A 20,357-nucleotide genomic window follows, 5' to 3' on the forward strand; every position below is an offset into this window, starting at 1 on the left:
GTACGGAATCAGGAGGCAGGCATATGTATGCCTATCCCATATTTATTTGTACATTTTCATGTAATCGCCGTGTGCGTCAATAAGCTCGTCACACATTTTCACAATGTCATCAATACTCAGCTCTGCACCTGTGTGGGGGTCCATCATGGCAGCCTGATAGATGTACTCTTTCTTCCTGGTGGCCGCTGCCTCGATAGTCAGCAGCTGTACATTAATATTGCTCATATTCATAGCAGCAAGCTGTACCGGAAGTCTTCCCACTCTACAGGGATTGACACCTGTTCCGTCAACCAGGCAGGGAACTTCCACACAGGCATCTGCAGGAAGATTCCCGATAGCGCCGTTGTTGATCACATTGCCGCCGATTTTGTATGGCTGGTTGGTGACAACTGCCTCCATGATATAAGAAGCGTACTCTTTGCTTCTGTCGTGGGTGATCTTTCCGTCTTTGAGGATGCTGTTTCTCTCCTCTTCCCATCCTTTGATCTGCTCAATGCATCTTCTTGGATATTCATCCAGCGGAATGTTGAATTTTTCAATCAGTTCCGGGTATCTGGATTTGATGAAGAACGGGTTGTACTCCGCATTGTGTTCACTGGACTCAGTACAGTAGTATCCCAAATGTTTGATGTATTCAAAACGGACCATATCGTCATGTTTCTGTGACGCATTCATTTCTGCAGCTCTTCTGCGGATCTCCGGATACAGGTCATTGCCTTCCTTATCCTTAATATCCAGCAGCCATGCCATATGGTTGATACCTGCAATAGTCTCCACACGGCCTTCCAGCTTGTCCTTCATATCCAGTTTCTCAAGCAGCTTCTCAGAGCAAACCTGCACACTGTGGCACAGGCCTACTGTCTTTACATTTGTGTAGCGCTGCATATAACCGGACAGAATGCCCATGGGGTTTGTATAGTTTAAGAAAAGCGCATCCGGGCAGACCTCTTCCATATCTCTTGCAAAGCCTTCCAGTACCGGAATGGTACGCAGGCCTCTCATGATACCGCCGATTCCCAGTGTGTCCGCAATACTCTGACGAAGACCGAATTTTTTGGGGATCTCAAAGTCTGTGATGGTGCAGGGGTCATATCCGCCCACCTGGATAGCGTCTACAACAAATGTTGCATTTCTCAGTGCTTCTTTTCTGTTTTCCACACCCAGATAAGTCTTGATCTGTGCGCGTCCCTCATTTACGTTTTTGTTGATTGCATTGAGGATGATCTCGGAATCCTCCAGGCGCTGCCTGTCAATGTCATATAACGCGATCTCGCTGTCTCGCAGTGCGGGGCTGCACATACAGTCTCCCAGTACATTTCTTGCAAATACGGTGCTTCCCGCACCCATAAAAGTGATCTTAGCCATTTTATCATTTCCTCCCGTTCCTGTTGTTTTCTGATGGTTCCTATTATATAATCAGAACAGAAAAGATTCTATCTTATTTGTTTCTTAATATTGTAAAAATGTTGCATAACGGTAACTGTTACACACAAAGGAGTGAACACAATGAATGCAAAGCCATCGGGCACCCTGTCCATCTATTTCTGCGGCACTGAGCCCTGTACTCCGGGGCACGCCTTCGGCCCTGCCATCCGCCCCCACTATCTGATCCATGTGGTGCTGGATGGAAAAGGTGTCTATAAAAGAAACGGGGAGACGTACCATCTGAAGGCAGGGGATGCGTTCCTCATATCTCCCATGGAGTCCACCTACTACCAGGCAGATACAAAAGAGCCATGGCGGTATGCCTGGGTGGGATTTGATGGTATGAGTGTGGAGGACTTACTGAAGAGAACCTGTTTCGGGAACTCCTGCGTATATTTTTGCCCCGAAGATGAGAAAAAAAAGGAGGCTGTCATTACACGGATCCTGGGACTTTTGGATTCCTTTCTTTCTCCCGGGCAGAACAGCCTGACGCTCATAGGACACTTTTTCCAGCTTCTGGGTTCCATGCAGGAGCAGGAACCCACCAGCCGGGAAAATTATCCCCGCCAGTACCTGCTAAAGGCAATGGAGTATATGAACAACAACTACAGCTATAATATCCGGATTTCAGATATTGCATCATACATCGGTGTTGACCGCTCCTATCTATACCGTATATTTATGGAGGAGGAGCACATTTCCCCCAAACAGTATCTCATGCGGCTCCGGCTGCGCACATCCGCAAGTATGCTGCGCACCTCACAGTATACCATCACAGAGATCGCCTATTCCTGCGGGTTCCGGGATGCGGCTGCATTCTGCAGCCAGTTCCGAAAGGCTACCGGCTTTACCCCCAGCCAGTTCAGGGGATATTTGGAGAGTGAGACCAAATACGCGCAGCACTCCATTGGTGAAACTTTCTGACGGGACAAGACCAGCCGGTACCAGCTTTCCACACTCTTGTTTAAAAACCTGTATTTCTGAACTCCTTGGGGGATATACCTGCTCTCTCCGTGAAAAACCGGGTAAATACCGCATGTTCCGAGAAGCCCAGCTCCTCAGAGATTTCATTTATGTTCATGGCCGAGGATACCAGATGATCCTTGGCCTTCTCAAACAGCATATTCCGCTGCAGGAAAATAGGGGGGATCCCGAAGGCATCTGGGATATATCGTCGAAAATATCCATGAATACCTCCGGAATATCCGGGGCAGGCTGTGCTTTCTCTGATCTTAAAAAGCTGTCAAAGATACATGCCAGAACTTCCAGGGCCTTTGCATTTTTGTATATCATATCGGCGATTGTCTTTTCATTTTGTATGGTGCCTTCAGCATATCCAAGTCATTTTCACTGTCGCCAACAGCAAAACAATCCTCTATATCCGCATGCAGATGGCTGCACATAAATTGGATCCCGGTAGCTTTTGTATGGTTTTTCTGGGTCACCTCCCAGACATTTGTCATAAGTCCTGCTTTCATCACAAAACAACTCCTCGATATTCCTGCCCTCTGTGGAAAATATCTCCATTATATCATGTTGTTCACGCCAACCTATCTGACACTAATTTTATCACGGCTGTACACAGCCATCCATAATAGAAAGCATAAATCCCCTGCCAGTCAAATATGATAGAATAAACAACCTTTCCAGGACTTATTATGATACATAACATTCCTATCAAGAAATTTCTTGCAATTACCCTTCTCTTTGCCGCGGCCTACTTTACCGGCTGTTTTATCGCTGAGGCAGTAAACGGCAGGCAGGCAGAATCCGTCTCCTCCTCCGCTGACGGCAACTGGGGTCTCAGTTTCCAGGAGGAAGGCAAACCGCCTGTTGCAAATGCCACCTTTGATGAGCTGAAGCAATACGATGCTTATTATGCGGAAAACACAGAGGAGAAGGTCATCTATCTCACCTTTGACTGCGGCTATGAAAACGGAAACACAGCCACGATCCTGGACGCCCTGAAAAAGCACAATGCCCCGGCCACCTTCTTTGTAGTGGGTAACTTTATCTCCACCAGCCCTGATCTGGTAAAACGGATGGTGAAAGAGGGGCACACGGTAGGCAACCATTCCTACCACCACCCGGATATGTCGAAGATATCCACCATGGAATCCTTTTCCAAAGAACTTCAGGAACTGGAAGACCTCTACACAGAGACTACCGGCAAACCCATGACCAAATTTTACCGCCCGCCTCAGGGTAAATACAGCGAAAGCAATCTGAAAATGGCACAGGAGCTGGGGTATAAAACTTTCTTCTGGAGTCTGGCCTATGTGGACTGGTATCAGGATAAGCAGCCAACCAAGGAGGAGGCATTCAGCAAACTCATTGGACGCATCCATCCCGGAGCTGTGGTGCTCTTACACAGTACATCCAGTACCAATGCACAAATTTTGGATGAACTGCTGACAAAATGGGAAGAGATGGGGTATACGTTCCAGTCATTGGAACAGTTAGTGGAAAAGAGCGGAACGGCAAAGAAGACGACTAATATTGTCTGATGGCTCTGGACATGATAGAATAATCATATGGAACAACCGTGTTACAAGGTGGTAACCTCCCGTACTTGAAAACAGAAGGGAGGTGGTGCAAATGGATACATATGAAGCTTTAAGCCTGTTATTTTTAGGCGGTTCATTTCTGATTGCACTGCTTGCCTGCATTGATAGGAACAACAAGCGAAAATAAATAAGCCTGCCTTGTACTTGACCGTCCGGCAGGCTTATTAGTCACTCGAAGTCAACCACTTTGTGGGCGGTTGTTTCTTTTCTAACTATAATATAGCAAAATGCTTCTTAATATTCAACAAAAAATTTTCCGGTAATATCTATACCGTGATCTTTCTCTTCTCATGCTCGGCAGCAACTTCCTCCACAGATTTTTCCTGAAGTCTGACTGCACCTTTGTAACCCTCTTTTGTAGGAATCAGATTGCCCTTTGCCAGGTTTTCTTTGGCCTGGGCAATGGCTTCCTTGTACTGCGGCAGCCATTGTTCCTGTGCAACCAACATTTCGTCGATCATCTGCCATACTTCCGGAGGATTGCAGACAGCCCCTGTGAGCGGGTCCATCAATGCAGCCTGTTTCAGCAGCTTTGCATCACCATGCACGGCTGCCTCCACTGCCAGCTTCTGTACCCAGATGGACTGTGAACAGACAGCGGCACATCCCAGAGGAAGGTCGCCCACCTTTGGAACGCTGATGCCGTTTCCGTCTACATAACAGGGCACCTCCACAACACTTTCATAAGGAAGGTTTGTGATACAGCCCTCATTCATCATATTGAAATGGCCTCTGTATTTCTTGCCTGTTTCAAGAGATTCAATAATATAGGAGCAGTGCTCTTTTCCTCTCTCAGAGCCGTCCAGCTTCTTCGGTTCCTCAGCCAGAATTTTGGGATAATCCGTATCAAACCAGTTTCTTTCCTCTCTGGTCACACGCAGATATCCGCCTGTCTCTCCGTTGATCCAGTTGTCCAGGTTGATCCAGTCTTTGATTTCATCCGGACGCTTACGGTACCAGGAAACATACTCGGAAAGGTGTCCGTTCGACTCTGTGGAATAGCAGCCGAAACGTTTCAGCATATCAATACGCACTTTTTCTTCTTCACTGAACTTCTCATGGGCTTCAAATCCCGGCAGGATTTTTGACAGCATATCCTCACCGTGGTGTTTTACGGAAATGTACCATGTCTGGTGGTTAATACCGGCGCAGATAATATCCAGCTCTTCTCTCGGAATACCCAGAACTTCCGCGATCTGCAGTTCTCCGTGGATTTCTCCGTGGCAGAGGCCGATGGTCTTCACACCGCCGTATTTATTGCAGGCCCAGGTAGCCATTGCGTTAGGGTTGGAGTAATTGAGCATAATCGCTCCCTCCTCAGCCACCTCACGAATATCTTTGCAGAAATCCAGCATGGCAGCAATAACCCGCTGTCCATACATGATCCCCCCTGTACAGAGTGTATCACCTACACACTGGTCTACACCATATTTCAGCGGAATTTCAATATCCGTCTCAAAGCCCTCAAGTCCGCCAACACGCACACAGTTAATGATGTAACGGGCATTTCTGAATGCCTCTCTTCTGTCTGTGGTTGCCTCAATTTTCACCGGGATCCCGTTGGCGTCCAGGTCTCTCTGGCATAATGCTCTTGTTCTCTCCAGGTTCTCCCCATTGATATCTGTAAATGCGATCTCCACATTGCGAAGCTCGGGCACTGACATGATATCTGTAAATAATGTCCTTGCAAATACAAGACTTCCTGCTCCGATAAATGCTATTTTAAAACTCATACTATAACCTCCCGTTTTTATGGCAATAGGAAGTCCGCAAATGTACTTTCTATTGCATCTCTTGGTTTTTATGATGTTTATTATAAACGGTGGGTTTGTGGGATGTGGAAAGTATTGTTGCGCAAAATTGAAAATGCAAGATATTGCCGCATATATTTTTCTTGACATTTAAGAATGTACCTTTCAAAATAAAGGTATCAGAAAGGAGTATTCCCATGAGCATCTTTAATCCTACTCATCATTACATCTCCATAACCGCTTTTTATGCCCTTTCCCTGACAGAGTATGATATGCATGCCCATGCCCACGCCAGTTGCGAAATTATGTATGTCACGAAAGGGAAGTGTCATATTTATGTAAACCATGAAAAGCATTGTCTGGAAGAACGGCAGTTTATATTTCTGGACGGTGAGGTTCCGCATCGGTTATGGGTTCCCAAGGGTTCACCCTGTTCCCTGCTGAATCTGGAATTCTGCTGCCAGAAGGAAAAGACCACTCTGGACCTTTTGGAACCAAGACGGGAAAGCGCATCCTTTGACCGTTTCTGCCGTTCCAAAAAGGCGATCTGGGTTACCAATGATACCGGGAATCTGGGCTATTCCCTGAAAGACCTTATCTCTCAGTTGGAACAGAAGATTCCCTATTCCAAAGATGTGCATATGTCGCGAAAATACACTGCACCTGATGCCGATTATCTGATCCGCCTGCTGTTTTTCCGCACAATGCTGGAACTATCCCATTGTCTGCTGGAAAATACCGGGGCTACAGGGGCCGTGTATTTGAAAAAGGCCACGTCCTATATTTCCGCGCATCTGACCGAAGACATACGGATCCCGGAGCTGGCCGCTTTTGCCGGAATCAATAAATCCTATCTGCAGTCACTCTTTCACAGACATATGCACTGTACGATCACAGATTATGTCAACCGAAAACGGTTGGAACAGGCGGCCTTTTTATTGACAAACAGCTCCTTATCTGTGACAGATATTGCATTTCACGCAGGATACAACAGCCGCCAGCACTTTGGCAGCACCTTTGAAAAATACTATGGGACAAACCCCAGAGCATATCGGCAGCTTCATGAAAAGAAAATGGAAACTTCAACAGGGCATGGGCAGTATACCATACGGGAAGACGGGACCTGGGATACAGAACCCCTGGAATAGAACAGGAGAGTGCCCTCAGGTCCTATGCCCGTTTATTTTGCCTGCGTATATTATTTACATCCGTATGTTTTTTACAACTGCAAATTATTAGAAATCCATATGTACTGCACCTGTCTGACGAATCTGCATTACATAAATATTCTCTTTACCCATGTATGGTGTCATATATTTTACATAGTCCGCTGTCATATCTTTCGGAAGTACGGCTGCGATCACTCCTGCAAATCCGCCGCCATGTACTCTGCAGTATCCTCTTCCTGCCTCTTCGATGAACATTTCTGTCAGAGCCAGCGCAACCGGAACGGCCTGCTCTGTCTCATCTTTTGTTGCAAAACAGTTCTGCAGCCATTTCCAGGAAGAATTTCCTGATTTGGTGATGCACTGTAAAAAGGTATCATAGTCTTTTTCTTTGATGGCTTTCACTGCAGCATCCACACGGTTCTGCTCCGCGAAGAAATGAAGTGCACGCATAACAGCTCTGTCACCGGCTTCTTTTCTCACTTTGTTCAGATTCTCCATGAATTCCTTTTCATCTACATCTGCCAGGACTTCTTTTCCCATAACCTGTGCTGCTTTTTTCATTTCAATGGGAACGGAGGAGTATTCTGCGCTTAAATCCGCATGGCCTTTTCCTGTATTTACAATGATCAGGTCATATCCCAGCTGGTCATATCCGAAATCCAGCCTCTCTACTTTGGGCATATCCTCTTTGAAATCAATGGTGATCACGCCGCCCACTGCACAAGCCATCTGATCCAGCAGACCCGACTGTTTTTCCCAGTATTCGTGTTCTGCGTACTGGCCAATCTTAGCGTACTCAACATAATCTATTTTTCCGTCATTGCTGAAATAGTCTACAATGGCACAGATAAGCATTTCAAAAGATGCGGAGGAGCTTACCCCTGCTGCGCCGATCACGTCTGTGGATACATAAGCATCAAAGCCTTCCACTTTATACCCTTTTTTCACAAATCCTTCAAACATACCGATCAGGAGGGAAAGGGTTCCCTGGCATTTGCAGGACGTGTCCATGTTGTCTAGATCAACCGTAATGCTCTGATCGTAATTCTCGCTGATCACGTGAACAAGTGAAGTGCCGTTCTTTCTTGCCGCAGCGATGGTATCCATAGCGATACTTCCGGTCAGCACCTTACCATGGTTGTGATCTGTATGGTTGCCCAGAATCTCTGTTCTTCCGGGTGATGTGAAGAAATCAGCTTCACCTTCGCCGAATGCTTTCACAAATTCCCGGTACAGATGATCGTAACGCTCCTGCTCCACCTGCAATTTCTCTTCACCATAAACTGTTTTCAGAGTTGCAACTGCTTTTTCATTTTCAAACATTGTAAAATACCTCCCGTTTTTCTTGACTCAAACTTTACTTGTATTATAATGTAGATATACGGTGGATTTCTAGGAATATCTTGAAGTATATATGGACCATATTGAGATTCTGGCATTTTACCCGGGAGGAATTACGATGCAGATACAGACAAACAGGAATCAGCGGGAAATTAAGGCGCACGGGGATTTTACATTTCCTGTATTGGTGAGTAAAGAATGTATTACGGACTATGAATTTGGAACCTTCTCCTGGCATTGGCATTCGGAAATTGAGATGACGCTGGTGGAGGATGGGGAGATGATCTATCAGGTAAATGGAGCGGATTTTCATCTGAAGGAAGGGGACGTGATGTTCGGCAATGCCAATACGCTGCACAGCGGGCATATGGTCGAAGGGAAGGACTGCCATTACTGGAGTATTACTTTTGATCCCAAGATTGTATATGGGTTTGAAAAAAGTCTGATACAGACAAAGTATGTGGATCTGGTGGTGAACGGGCATGAGTTTTCGGCCCTTTGGTTTGATGGGAGTGAGGAGTGGCATGGGGATATCCGGAAGAAGATGAAGAAGGTTATAGAACTGGATTTGGAGCGGCCGGATTTTTATGAGATGGAGGTACAAATGCTGTTGTCGGAGATCTGGCTCGTTTTACTGCGGCATCAGGGGGCTTTTAATCAGGGAACGGAGTCACTGAATCCTAAGGAATTGGCCCGGTTAAAGACTATATTGGGATTTATTCATGAGAATTATGATAAGAAGATCACTCTTACGGATATTGCGGATTCGGTGCATATCTGTAAGAGTGAGTGTTGCCGGTTTTTTAAGAAGCATATGAATGAGTCTTTGTTTGATTATTTGCTGAGGTACCGGGTGGAACAGAGCATTCCTTATTTGCGGGATGAGGAATATAGTATCACGGATGCAGCATTTAACTCTGGGTTTACAGATGCGGGGTATTATTCACGGGTGTTTCGGAAATGTACAGGGGTTGCTCCACGGAAGTTCCGGAAAGATAACGATCCCATACCAAATGCTGGGAGTTCTCTGTAAAATACCGGATAGCGGCTGACGGACCGTCTGTCACATAGCAGTCCGGTCCATCATCTATTATCTGATCTAAATTTTAGCATTTTAGATACTATATTCTTTAAATATGTCTGTGCAATTTTTCTTGCTTTTACTTCGATCAAGCTGCTTACTCCAAAAAAAACTATAGTTACTAAAATACTTACCCATAATGCGTTTAATATAAGTGACAAATATGTATCCATTTGTAACGGAATGTCAACCCCTATCATAACGATTAAGCAAAATACAATTATATTAGTAATCCATCTCCGATACGTTCCCCATGCACTTCTCTTTAGTAATCTGCAATTCGCAAAAATAATTATGTCGTTCGCCCTATATAACAACGCAACTATAGTTCCAAGAAGAACGCCATAGATTCCAAGTTTGAAAACACATAGAAATGACACAACTAAGTTGATTATAGTTTCAAGCCATGCACGCCATTGCGTTTCCTTAAATGCACCAGAAAAACCTATGATATTATTAGAGGTAATCCTTCCATAATTCAATAGTTTATATGTAACAAACAAAATCGGTAGTTTCCGATCAATGTAATTAATATCTGCCCCAACTGTATATAGCCTCATAAAAGGGATCACAAATATTGTTGCAATGGCAAACAATGAAAATACTAATGCTAAATAATATGTTTCAAAAGATTCTTGTAGATCTAAATATTTTTTCTTATCGGAATGAAAGATCTGCCCCATTGCAGCCTGCACACTATTTGACGTAATAGTAACAATGTTGTCAATCATTCCATAAATTGTGGCATATAACGAATAAATACTTACTGTTTTTAATCCACAAACAAATGTAAGAATCAATATATCTGTATGACTAAATACCAATGCAGATATCTGATGAATAAAAACTGCTGTTTTTTGAGAAACTGCCTGAAAATCCGGTTTAACATGTAAATCTAACCAAGGATAATTTTTCTTAATATACCAGCCTATGTATATCATTTTTAACAAATTAAATATGAAATAAGTAGTTTGAACTGCTATAATACTTTTTCCATGCAACAGTAAATAAATTCTGCTGCCATCCGTCAATACAGAAGTAATCGTCCCTACATTAGAAGTCACATAACTCCGGTTATCTACTCGCAGCAGCATGTTATATTTCCCCTGTACCAGGTAACTGATAACACTACCGGAGCCTTGTAGTACGATCACACCAAAGCATATTGGATATGGGACTGTTGTATTTAGAAATAACGGATATACTACCCCCAATATTATAATACTAATTGCATATATCCCGCCTATTCTTTTATAATAATGATCTGTTGCCGCAAGAATCTTATTCACTGACTGATGATCGCTTTTTGCAATTGGACCATATAAAGCAACAATTGATGCATCTCCCACTCCAACTTCAAGCAACGTCAAATACACATATATCTGTCGAATAGAAGCTAACAAGCCATTAATTTCCGATCCATAATTCACAATAAAAAGTCTTGGAATAATAATTGCCACAATTGATGTGATAATATTCCCAACGATTCCCCAAACCAAATTATAAATACTGTTCTTTTGTCTTGACATAATTTTTACTGTATCCATCTTTCAATTCACATTTATAATAGTTTTCTATCCCAATCAATTTTTTCTTTAACAACCTTCGCAGGATTTCCTGCAAGCACCACGTTCCCATGCTCATATTTTTTTGTACATACAGCCCCTGCTGCTACTACTGTCGAATCAGCTAACTCTGTACCTTTCATCAACATACATCCCAAGCCCAGCCAACAATGATTACCGACTTTGATATTCTTTGCAGGATTGATCCGCTCCTTCTCCGTATTTATAATACTATGTGAGTCACTTGTTCTGATCTGAATATCATTAGAAAACATACAGTCCTCTCCGATATGAACAGTCGTTCCCTCATCTAGGGCAATATGAATATTTCTGTTATCTCTCCCATGCATTGATGTATCCTTATCAATCAATAATTTATTATTATCTTCTTCAATATGAAATTCCACTGCAACACCAGAAAATTTACTTTCTATATGTATTTGATTATTATTACCGAGAATAAAAATGTTTCCATCTTCTATTTTGCTGCAATTTCCGATAACAATTTTATTATTATCTCCTTTCACAAAAATACTTCTCTTTCCCTGTCCATATAATTCCGCGCCCTCTCCTAAAATAACTTTGTTATTGTGTCCTTCTATTTGAATTGTATTGTTTTGTATAGAACATGCTTTGCCAATAATAATTATACTATTACCATGTACAACCACATGATTTTTCCGGATATTTCTACCTTCTATTCTTATATTGCCTTTGTTTTTTACATCAAATTTATTAAAAATACAAAGATAAATCCTCATAACTATTGAATAATGTTCGACTATAAAATATAACCACTTTTTCATTCTTGTGTTTCCACCATTCCGCAAAGTTTTTATTACCAATTGCCTTCGTACCTTTTTATAAATTTATAAATCGTACCCTCCCCCACTTATTTTTACAGCAGTATAAAAATCTTCCCACTCCTCTTCCGACTTTTCAGAAAACAATGTATGGGAAACGGGTTTCTTTTGCATATTATTTTTCATGCTTTCCATATATGCATCGTATGTACAAATAACACGGCAGGGATTACCAGCAACCACCACATTGTCCGGTACATCCTTTGGTACTACGGTTCCTGCTCCGATCACTACCTTATTGCCAATTTTGACATTTGGCAATATAATACTTCCATACCCTATAAAAACATCGCTTCCAATATCAACACAACCAACTTTACTATACCCCAAGGCTTTTTTGGTACTTGCATCATGAGCCAAAATTACCGAGTTCGTAATTGTTACGTTATTTCCAATACTAATGAGATGTCCAAAACAATAATCTATCTCTGCATTTACCAGATCTACATTTTCACCGATTTTTACACCCCTGGCTCTGCACTGCTCCATATAAGTAAGAACTGGTGCTTTTTTATTTTTAAATCTCCATATTATATTCCGCAATATTTTTTTAATCAACATCTCACTATCTTTTCCACTCCACATTTTCCCGTAGTATGATCTGTTTTACTTCATTCCCAACTAACGTCTGCTTACCCGAATCAGTAATAACAAGTGTATCTGCAGAAATTATGCTTCCATCTCCCAATCTTACATTTTTAACAACTGTAGAATTTGCTGCTATCCAAACATGATCTCCAATCTCAATTTTTTCATTTCTATTATATTTTCTTTCATTATACATAATTTCATGGAAATCACTGTCTAATATAGTAACATTTCTTGCAATCATAACATCATCTCCAATGGTTACATGATTTGCAACCACCATGGTACTAAAACTATTCATTGAAAAAAAACCCGCGTCTAGTTTTGCCGACTCAAGAACTTCTATAGTGGTGCCATAGGCAAGATTACATCCGCCTTTTGCATTCCAGACTGCATTTTTTCCCAACCGAATATATGTCTCTGCTTTTGAACCTCTCAATTTATTCGTAGCAATTTCCAGGGGTCGATCATAAATAATTATTTTAGATCCTTTTTTTAAATCAATTACTGCATTTTTATAGGGTATAACTTTCCCTTTTCCATTTCGGGATACATTTTTAGAAAAGTAATTTAAATATATATAATTCCGTAAATGGATTGTTCTTATAAACGCCAGCAATTTCTTAATTTTTTTCACTTTTTTTCTAAAATCCCCCGTAAAACTCTAATATATTTTTCCACTGTTCATCATTTTTTCCGTCCTGTCCATTGATATACCACAGACTTCCCTCATGGGTTCCATATACCGATACCGGAAAAGCCCTCCACTTATTCAAAGATGTAATCTTGGTTCCTGCGCGGAAAGCCATAAACGTGATCCATAAGTCATCTGCAAAAGGGCATAATCGTAATAAATTATCCTTTTGAAATATCTCCTCACTCAACGACTTTGGCGGAAAAAGAGAACCACTTCCCGTAAATACCTGGATTCTATCTGAATGCTCCAAACGCTCTATTACTTCTGGATTTCTCCAACCTGAAGGGATAGACATAAAATCAGGTTCCATTACTTGTGATGTAATACAACATATATCCCGGGGATATTTTTCATGAAGTTTCCATAACTTCTTAATTGTATCATATGGATAGAACATATCATCGTCAAACAATAAAACAATATCATCCGGGTACTCCTGCATAGTATAATAATATTTTTTATGACTCCGCAAATCATCACAGAAACGAATTGTCAAACCACGTTTTCTTTGCTCCAACAATTCTATAGGCAACGACTGTATTCCGCTAAACTGTTCTTTGGCCAACCATAAGATTATTTCATCCGGCTTCAACGATTGATTCATTATTGTTTCAATCGTGATCCAAACAGTTCCTATACGTTTCGGGTAGGATGTTAAAGACACTATGATTTTTTGGCCTCGTTTTCCTTGTACAACCCCCAATTTTTTGTTTCGCGTTTTTCTATATCGTTTCACAATATATAAATTATAGTATGCTTCTATGTGATCAAGCAAACATTTTCTTTCCTTATACCACTTTTTATCCTTGAGCAATCTCTCTTTTCTTTTCATTATAAAGTATATATCATATAAAATTGAATACACATTTTAACTTCCTTTGATTTTTTATCTAACATACATATATTTTAAATATAACAAATACTCCTTGAGTGTCGGTTGTCCATAACACCTTAACTTTCTAAATATCTCTTTTAATTTCTTTTTGTCTTTTATCCCCAAAGCATAGTAAAATTGATTCTCTGCACAATTTTTATGTATGGCTTTTTTAATGCTCTCCTGATCACAATCACTATGTTGTACGGCCTCAAGTAAAATATCCGTAAAACCATTCCATCTATCAATTTCATCCTGGCTAGAGTGCTTTCTTCTTGAATGGCTGTCATCATGCTCATACACAATATATAAATCTTCATCTATATATCCGCATTTTGTTTTACTGGCTGCAGGCAGTAATATCTGCCAATTTTGTCCATAACGGGATTCATAGATGTCTAGTTTCGGGTAAATGCTTTTCAATAAACTGGCTCTTATCATATAACATCCGCAACATCCATATGTTTTTAATAAAATTAAATCCTCAAATATATCTTCTTTACTATTTGAACCCTTTTCACTTATTCGCTTTTTTTCCTTGGTTACTTCGTTATAATAGAAACCATTACTTCGTACCATCCCATATTCCTGGTACTTCTCCAAAAATAACACCTTTTTCTCTATACTATCTGGCGCCAGCACATCATCTGAATCAGGCCATATCAGATATTCTCCAGTAAACAGCTTTAATCCTCGATTGAGTGCTGCCGCTTGTCCTGCATTTTTCTGTTTCAAGTATTTAAAGCTAACACCCTTTTCTTTAAATTTTTGCTGATATAAAAATACAATCTCCTCTGTTTTATCTTCTGAACCATCATTGATGAATATCAGTTCCAGGTTTACATACGTCTGCGCTAATATTGATTCAAAATAACGCTTTACGCATTTTTCTCCATTGTAACAGGGCGTAATAATGCTAACCAATGGCTTGTACATTTGTTATTTTCTCCATATTCTTGCTCTTATTTTATATGCCACATCCACTCCAAACGGCCACACATAAAATGCTAACATATACCCTTTAGTCTCATGTTTTATTCCTATATTCACACTTCCAAGTTGATAATACTTACGATATTCTCGTTTTATATGACTGACCATTAACTTGGCATGCAATATATCTTTTGCCCTTGAATATTCCCACGTTAATGCATGGAGATACTGGATTCTTGCAGTCTCAGCCAATTCAGATAACCCCTTTTCTTTAAAAAAATGAATCCGATCCTCAAATGCGCCAAGATAATCCAACTTTGACAAACATAATTTCTTTCCCAAAATACTTTCCGGCCATTGATAATAGTAATACATCTCTCTATCTATATATACTATTTTGCTGCATTTGCTTATTAAATGGTGACTCATATAAATATCTTCAAATATTTTTCCATTGGGATAATGTAATCCTTTATATAAAGATTTTTTAATCAGTTTCGCCCATGAAGCTGCCATAACAAATGAAAATTTATTACTTCTATAGATCCATTCAAGGCCCTTCACATAATCCAATATCTCTGTGTTTGCCGTTTCCTTTCTATCAAAACAAAAATTACGATCTGAGCCTTGTACATAACTACAGATGGACATATCTGCCTGATTCTCCACTAACTTTTGATACAATTCTTCGATAATATGATTAGCTACATAATCATCTCCATCTACCCAAAAAACATAATCTCCTTTTGCCTCTATTATACCTTTATTTCTCACTGCAGCAATTCCCTGGTTCTTCTGATGTATAACTTTGATTCGCTGATCCCTTATTGCAAAATTATCGCATATCTTACCACTTTCATCTATTGAGCCATCATTGATCAGTATTAATTCCAAGTTATAATACGTCTGCGCTAAAATCGACTCTATACATTTAGCTAAATAATTTGCCACATTATATACTGGGACTATGACGCTAATTAACTCATCCTTCATATCTTTTCCGCTATACTTCTCTTGTATTCTCCTTGATATTTTCGATATAAATACATTTTATCTTGCAATTGTTTGTGGATTTTTTCATTATTTTTCTCCAGAAACAGGTATGAATTTACCAGATCATCTTCTTGTTTTATGTTTTGAACTGCCAATACAAAATTAGTCTCTGTACCGAATAGATCCCTTGCAATTCCCCGGGCTTTTACAGAATACCCAACTACAAGAGTTGGCACTCCCATTGAGTATGCCGCAATTGTTGCATGTGTCCGCGCACCAATAAACATTCTACATTTGCTAATAATATACTTCTGTTCCATACAATTATGATCCATAACCATAATTATTCTACCACTGTCTTTGAATTCCTGATAAAGGTATTTAAGTGGCTCCCGATCATCATTTCCATCCCAGATCACATGGGGAATCAACGCCACATTATATGTGGAATTTTCCAGAATATAAGAAAGCAATCGCTTATAGTTCTGCATCAATATATCCTTTTGTTTTTCCAAATTGATCACTAGGGGACTAATGTTAATTCCGATCATATTATATTCCAAAAACCCTTGTGGGAGATTTACAGGAACACTTTGAAGAAAGAATGCCGGATCCGGAAGAATCATAGTGTGCTTATTTACTTTCCGCAGCGCTTTATAGGAGATGGATTCCCTTGCCACAATGCAATGAAATCTTTCGATATCATGACTGATCTCTTTATCTTCCAATAGTTCCGGCTCCACGGATGCTCCCCAAAGTACCAGATTTTCGGCTTTTTTCCGCATATAATTGTTGATATAGCTGTAATTTTTCACATTGGAATAGCAATAATTATCTCCGCCAATAAAAAGTGCTGTATCCACCTCAGGAAGGTTTTCTATTGCTTGTTTATACTGCAGTGCATCCATCTGATGATAATTATTTAGTAACTTCTGCTGTAGGTAGGCTACACCAAATCCTAATTTTCTTTTATTTATATTATGTGATCCCTGTCTAACTTCTACAATCTGATCAAGCCCATAAGTTATATCTTCTTCCTGTTGGCGCGTTAAAAGTATAGGACAATCATCTATTTCTTTTATCAAATCTGCTGTTGCTCTTACAATAGCCTCACATCCATGGTTTTTGCTTCCACCATGCGCATACATTACTGTCCTCATATTTATCTCCCTGTTAATGCTAATAATTTCATTATCAGATAGAGCATCTTTTTTTCATTTCTATCATAAAGGGTTATACAAAATTTCTGCAGGCCGCTTATCTCTAATGTAACTACCGGAACTAATTCTTTTAACCTATCAGAAAGTTTCAAGAACTCATTATACTTTAACCCTTTATTTATAAGTAAAATCGTATAAACATACCCTGTAACGATCCTTAAGTATATTATCTTGTCTAAATCCCCAAAAGATGCCTTTTCAATTAAAAATGCTTTGGCCCTATTTTGTATTTCAATCTGAGTAAAAAAATCAATCTCAAAATCATTTAAAGCTGCTGCGGAATTAACGGTCCCCTGTAAATAGCGATACCCAGCATATTGCCTAAAACAAATGCTTTTAACAAAAGAATATACTTTCAAAAAAAAATCATAATCTTCCGCAAGTGGTATTTTCTCGTCAAATGTAATACCATGTTCTTCAATCAATTTTCTCTGTATCAATTTACCTCCTGCATATCCATAAATACCAGAATCATTTTGTTCTTCATAAAATCCCTTTGCAACATCTGTAATCTCATATTCACCATATAATAAAGGTATAACTTTAGCCACTATACCGCCTTCATGGTTTACCCGAAGCAATCCGCCAATTATCATCTCCTGATCTGGAATATACAGCTTTTCCAAAAATTCAGGGTCTACACAATCATCTCCATCCACAAACGTTATATATTTTCCTCTTGCCATCTTTAATCCAAAATTTCTTGCTCTTGATACTCCGCCATGCTTTAAATGTGTAACTGTAATTCTAAAATCTTCACCATATACATCACATTTTTTATCTGATCCATCTGTAGATCCATCATCTACTATGATCAACTCCCAATCTAAAAACGTCTGTTTTTGTATAGACTCTATTGCTTTCTCCACGTAATTTACCTTGTTATACACTGGCATAATAATTGATATCTTACACATTATTCCTTTTCCTATCCCATCAACATTCCATACAACATGACACATTCATACTTTATAAATGCGACTTGTACTTTCAAGCCTAATGGCCAGCAATCTGGAAATTTAAAATCTTCAAAGGCTCTCTTTAAAGTATCTGACCGCATAATCTTCTTTCGCAGATTTCCCTGCTCTTTCTTACTTTTTCCACTTGCCAAAACCTGTCCCAAACAATTACAAGCGTAAAAAATAATATGAAGTTTTAACTGCTTATCAAAATCATATTCCTGAACATTCATAAAAAAACTGCGCAGATGATCATTCATTATACAATAAACATCCCATGCCCCTGGACGATAGCTGGTAGTGATTGTTCCGGGATTACTATAGTAGTGATACAATCCCTCTCCTTTTAGGTAATAAAAGCTGTTTGCGAAATATCCTGCAAAAGCACTGAAAATATTATCTTCAGACCAACGCACTTGTTCATCAAATGTTAAATTACAGTTCGTTAAAAATTCTTTTCTATACAAACAACTACAGACTGAAAGGAGAGGCCCATACTCCAAGCTTTCTTTCATTATCAGCTTTGGAAAAATGTGCTCTTTTATCATCACTTTATTGTAATGTCCTCCCTGAATATCCAGTGTCTTAAGATACGCTTCCCCTTCTTTGGGAACTCTGATATAATCCGATATTACAAAATCTACACTCTCCTGCTCTATAATCGTGTACAGCCTTTCATACATCGTTTTCTCCACATCATCATCCGAATCTACAAAACCTACATATTCCCCCTGGGCCACAGTAAGTCCTACATTTCGTGCACTGCTAAGTCCACCGTTTTCTTTATGTACTACTTTAATTCTTTTATCCTTTAAAGTCCATCTGTCGCACATCGCAGGGCATCTATCGGGAGATCCATCATCTACCAATATAACTTCTATATCAGTTAAAGTTTGCTGCAGGAGACTTTTCACACATCTATTCAAATATTTTTCCACTTTATAAACCGGAACAATAATACTAACCATATCTTATCCTTTTTTTAGGCTCTTTTATCAATTCTCATATGGATCAGCTAAAAGCATCAAGGTATCTGGTATGTATCTGAGCTTGAGACATCTGTAACAAATAACTTAACTATCCAATAGTTGATAAATATTTTTCATTTTCCCAACATTACTATAATCTTTTTCCTGTGTATTCCTAATAAGTATCTCCTGTAATTCTTTGTTCTTAATCACGCTCGCGATCCCTTGTACACAAGCTTCAAAATCCATTGGGACTATTACACCATCATAACCATCTACCAATTGACTTTCCGCTGTGGGATAGTCAGTTATAATAACTGGCTTGTTCAATATCTGTGCTTCTATGACTGAAACACATTTACCTTCATATCTACTTGGCTGTACATATAAATCACAGCACTTAATATAGGGATAAGGGTTTTCTTTTTTCCCAAGGATAATTACATGATCTGACATCTTATTCTCCACAATTTTTTGTCGGATTACTTTTTCATCACCACCATACCCAATAAGATACCATTTAACATTCAGCCCTATACATCGTAACTTTTTACAAATAGAAGGCACTTTGTCGAAATTTTTAGCAGGACAAAATCTACCTATAGATAACAATTTTATAGAACCATCGTTGATCATTTCTTGTTCTACCGTAAAAGCTCCTGTGGATTCTATCAAATATTTCATTGGCATTATATTTTCAATAACCTGAACTTTATTTATTAAAGAAGGGAATATTTTCAAAAAACATCTCCTGACATTCTCAGATACAGCTATAATTACATCATATTTATCCCACATCTTTAATTGGGATTCTACATCAACCTGAACAACTGTATAATCTGTATGTATCCATGCAGCCTTTTTTTTTGCTTTTACTTTTTCATTCACAAAATAATGGGGAGTTAAAAAGCTAATTGCCAAATCATATTCAAGATTATTAATTTGAGGCATTTTATTCCGTGTATATTTATGGCTGTATTCAAGGGCTACATCATTTTCCCCTAAAACCTTAAGCTGCTTTATGCGTATCTTGGCTGCTATTTTTCCATGGATCCTTCCAAGCACTATACGAAATTGTCTACGTTTAATTATATCTGTAATTGGAACTGCTAATGAAGCGTACTGTGGAATTTCCGGTAAAAGTCTCACATTGTCTGGTATGTATCGCATCAGCTCGCCTTTGTGTTTCATCAAAAACAGGCTAATATCATATTTTTCTGTATCTATACATTCAAGTATCCCTAACAAGGCCCGTTCTGCACCACCAATTTCCATACCATGAGAAAAAATAATAATCCTTTTCAATTTGTGACTCCTTCTCATTCCTGGACTGCATCAAAAAATCCGTTTGGTTTTTCAATAA

At 39.6% G+C, this 20,357-nt stretch carries 21 protein-coding genes; 5 read left to right on the forward strand and 16 right to left on the reverse strand.

Going from position 1 to position 20,357, the window contains the following annotated elements; translation table 11 throughout:
- Positions 1–42: 42 nt before the first annotated feature.
- A complete protein-coding gene (locus tag A4V09_RS19580; protein ID WP_065543806.1) occupies positions 43–1,365 on the reverse strand; it encodes an alpha-glucosidase/alpha-galactosidase in 1,323 nt (440 codons plus the stop codon).
- A gap of 141 nt (positions 1,366–1,506) precedes the next feature.
- Here A4V09_RS19580 and A4V09_RS19585 point away from each other — a divergent pair, with 141 nt between their 5' ends.
- On the forward strand, positions 1,507–2,349 hold the full coding sequence (locus A4V09_RS19585; protein ID WP_065543807.1) for an AraC family transcriptional regulator: 843 nt from the start codon (positions 1,507–1,509) through the stop codon (positions 2,347–2,349).
- Positions 2,350–2,389: 40 nt separating this feature from the next.
- On the opposite strand, the gene A4V09_RS26210 is transcribed toward A4V09_RS19585, so the two are convergent.
- Complete coding sequence (locus A4V09_RS26210; protein ID WP_084043683.1) at positions 2,390–2,656, reverse strand: helix-turn-helix domain-containing protein; 267 nt, start codon at positions 2,654–2,656, stop codon at positions 2,390–2,392.
- 58 nt (positions 2,657–2,714) lie between these two features.
- Entirely contained in the window at positions 2,715–2,903 is a 189-nt protein-coding gene (locus A4V09_RS19595; RefSeq protein ID WP_065543809.1) for an HAD family hydrolase, read from the reverse strand.
- A gap of 180 nt (positions 2,904–3,083) precedes the next feature.
- On the opposite strand from A4V09_RS19595, the gene pdaA reads away from it, so the two are divergent.
- Together pdaA and A4V09_RS25635 are read left to right on the forward strand one after the other, a co-directional pair.
- The gene (gene pdaA, locus A4V09_RS19600; RefSeq protein ID WP_065543810.1) at positions 3,084–3,932 is read left to right on the forward strand and encodes a delta-lactam-biosynthetic de-N-acetylase; all 849 of its coding nucleotides are present in this window, start codon (positions 3,084–3,086) and stop codon (positions 3,930–3,932) included.
- 91 nt (positions 3,933–4,023) lie between these two features.
- Entirely contained in the window at positions 4,024–4,119 is a 96-nt protein-coding gene (locus A4V09_RS25635) for a putative holin-like toxin (RefSeq protein ID WP_242963871.1), read from the forward strand.
- 139 nt (positions 4,120–4,258) lie between these two features.
- On the opposite strand, the gene A4V09_RS19605 is transcribed toward A4V09_RS25635, so the two are convergent.
- Positions 4,259–5,725 (reverse strand): alpha-glucosidase/alpha-galactosidase, encoded by a 1,467-nt coding sequence (locus tag A4V09_RS19605; RefSeq protein WP_065543811.1) that lies wholly within the window; start codon positions 5,723–5,725, stop codon positions 4,259–4,261.
- Between the two features lie 215 nt (positions 5,726–5,940).
- Between A4V09_RS19605 and A4V09_RS19610 the strand changes: the two genes are divergently transcribed.
- Complete coding sequence (locus A4V09_RS19610) at positions 5,941–6,891, forward strand: AraC family transcriptional regulator (RefSeq protein ID WP_065543812.1); 951 nt, start codon at positions 5,941–5,943, stop codon at positions 6,889–6,891.
- An 87-nt stretch (positions 6,892–6,978) separates the two neighbouring features.
- On the opposite strand, the gene A4V09_RS19615 is transcribed toward A4V09_RS19610, so the two are convergent.
- On the reverse strand, positions 6,979–8,235 hold the full coding sequence (locus A4V09_RS19615; RefSeq protein ID WP_065543813.1) for a galactokinase: 1,257 nt from the start codon (positions 8,233–8,235) through the stop codon (positions 6,979–6,981).
- Positions 8,236–8,371: 136 nt separating this feature from the next.
- Between A4V09_RS19615 and A4V09_RS19620 the strand changes: the two genes are divergently transcribed.
- Positions 8,372–9,286, forward strand: coding sequence for a helix-turn-helix transcriptional regulator (locus A4V09_RS19620; protein ID WP_065543814.1), 915 nt, complete (start codon positions 8,372–8,374; stop codon positions 9,284–9,286).
- Positions 9,287–9,336: 50 nt separating this feature from the next.
- On the opposite strand, the gene A4V09_RS19625 is transcribed toward A4V09_RS19620, so the two are convergent.
- The 11 genes from A4V09_RS19625 to A4V09_RS19675 all read right to left on the reverse strand — a co-directional run bounded on the left by A4V09_RS19625 (position 9,337) and on the right by A4V09_RS19675 (position 20,299).
- On the reverse strand, positions 9,337–10,881 hold the full coding sequence (locus tag A4V09_RS19625; protein ID WP_084043684.1) for a polysaccharide biosynthesis protein: 1,545 nt from the start codon (positions 10,879–10,881) through the stop codon (positions 9,337–9,339).
- Between the two features lie 14 nt (positions 10,882–10,895).
- Positions 10,896–11,705: an acyltransferase gene (locus A4V09_RS19630; protein WP_065543815.1), complete on the reverse strand. Its 810-nt coding sequence runs from the start codon at positions 11,703–11,705 to the stop codon at positions 10,896–10,898.
- Positions 11,706–11,768: 63 nt separating this feature from the next.
- Positions 11,769–12,347 carry an acyltransferase gene (locus A4V09_RS19635; protein WP_198168556.1) on the reverse strand — a complete coding sequence of 193 codons (579 nt, stop codon included), beginning with the start codon at positions 12,345–12,347 and terminating at the stop codon, positions 11,769–11,771.
- Positions 12,328–12,987, reverse strand: a complete 660-nt coding sequence (locus A4V09_RS19640; RefSeq protein WP_065543816.1) for an acyltransferase — start codon at positions 12,985–12,987, stop codon at positions 12,328–12,330. The genes A4V09_RS19635 and A4V09_RS19640 overlap by 20 nt, the downstream gene beginning before the upstream one ends.
- A 7-nt stretch (positions 12,988–12,994) precedes the next feature.
- A complete protein-coding gene (locus A4V09_RS19645) occupies positions 12,995–13,912 on the reverse strand; it encodes a glycosyltransferase family A protein (protein WP_065543817.1) in 918 nt (305 codons plus the stop codon).
- 21 nt (positions 13,913–13,933) lie between these two features.
- A complete protein-coding gene (locus A4V09_RS19650) occupies positions 13,934–14,857 on the reverse strand; it encodes a glycosyltransferase family 2 protein (protein ID WP_065543818.1) in 924 nt (307 codons plus the stop codon).
- Between the two features lie 3 nt (positions 14,858–14,860).
- Entirely contained in the window at positions 14,861–15,847 is a 987-nt protein-coding gene (locus A4V09_RS19655; RefSeq protein WP_065543819.1) for a glycosyltransferase family 2 protein, read from the reverse strand.
- A complete protein-coding gene (locus A4V09_RS19660) occupies positions 15,844–17,007 on the reverse strand; it encodes a polysaccharide pyruvyl transferase family protein (RefSeq protein ID WP_065543820.1) in 1,164 nt (387 codons plus the stop codon). The genes A4V09_RS19655 and A4V09_RS19660 overlap by 4 nt, the downstream gene beginning before the upstream one ends.
- 2 nt (positions 17,008–17,009) lie before the next feature.
- Positions 17,010–17,984, reverse strand: a complete 975-nt coding sequence (locus A4V09_RS19665) for a glycosyltransferase family 2 protein (RefSeq protein WP_065543821.1) — start codon at positions 17,982–17,984, stop codon at positions 17,010–17,012.
- A gap of 11 nt (positions 17,985–17,995) precedes the next feature.
- Positions 17,996–18,994 carry a glycosyltransferase family 2 protein gene (locus tag A4V09_RS19670; RefSeq protein WP_065543822.1) on the reverse strand — a complete coding sequence of 333 codons (999 nt, stop codon included), beginning with the start codon at positions 18,992–18,994 and terminating at the stop codon, positions 17,996–17,998.
- 105 nt (positions 18,995–19,099) lie between these two features.
- On the reverse strand, positions 19,100–20,299 hold the full coding sequence (locus tag A4V09_RS19675) for a glycosyltransferase (RefSeq protein ID WP_198168557.1): 1,200 nt from the start codon (positions 20,297–20,299) through the stop codon (positions 19,100–19,102).
- Between the last annotated feature and the right edge of the window lie 58 nt (positions 20,300–20,357).

It is taken from the genome of Blautia pseudococcoides, assembly GCF_001689125.2.
In the GTDB taxonomy this organism is placed as follows: Bacteria; Bacillota; Clostridia; order Lachnospirales; family Lachnospiraceae; genus Blautia; species Blautia pseudococcoides.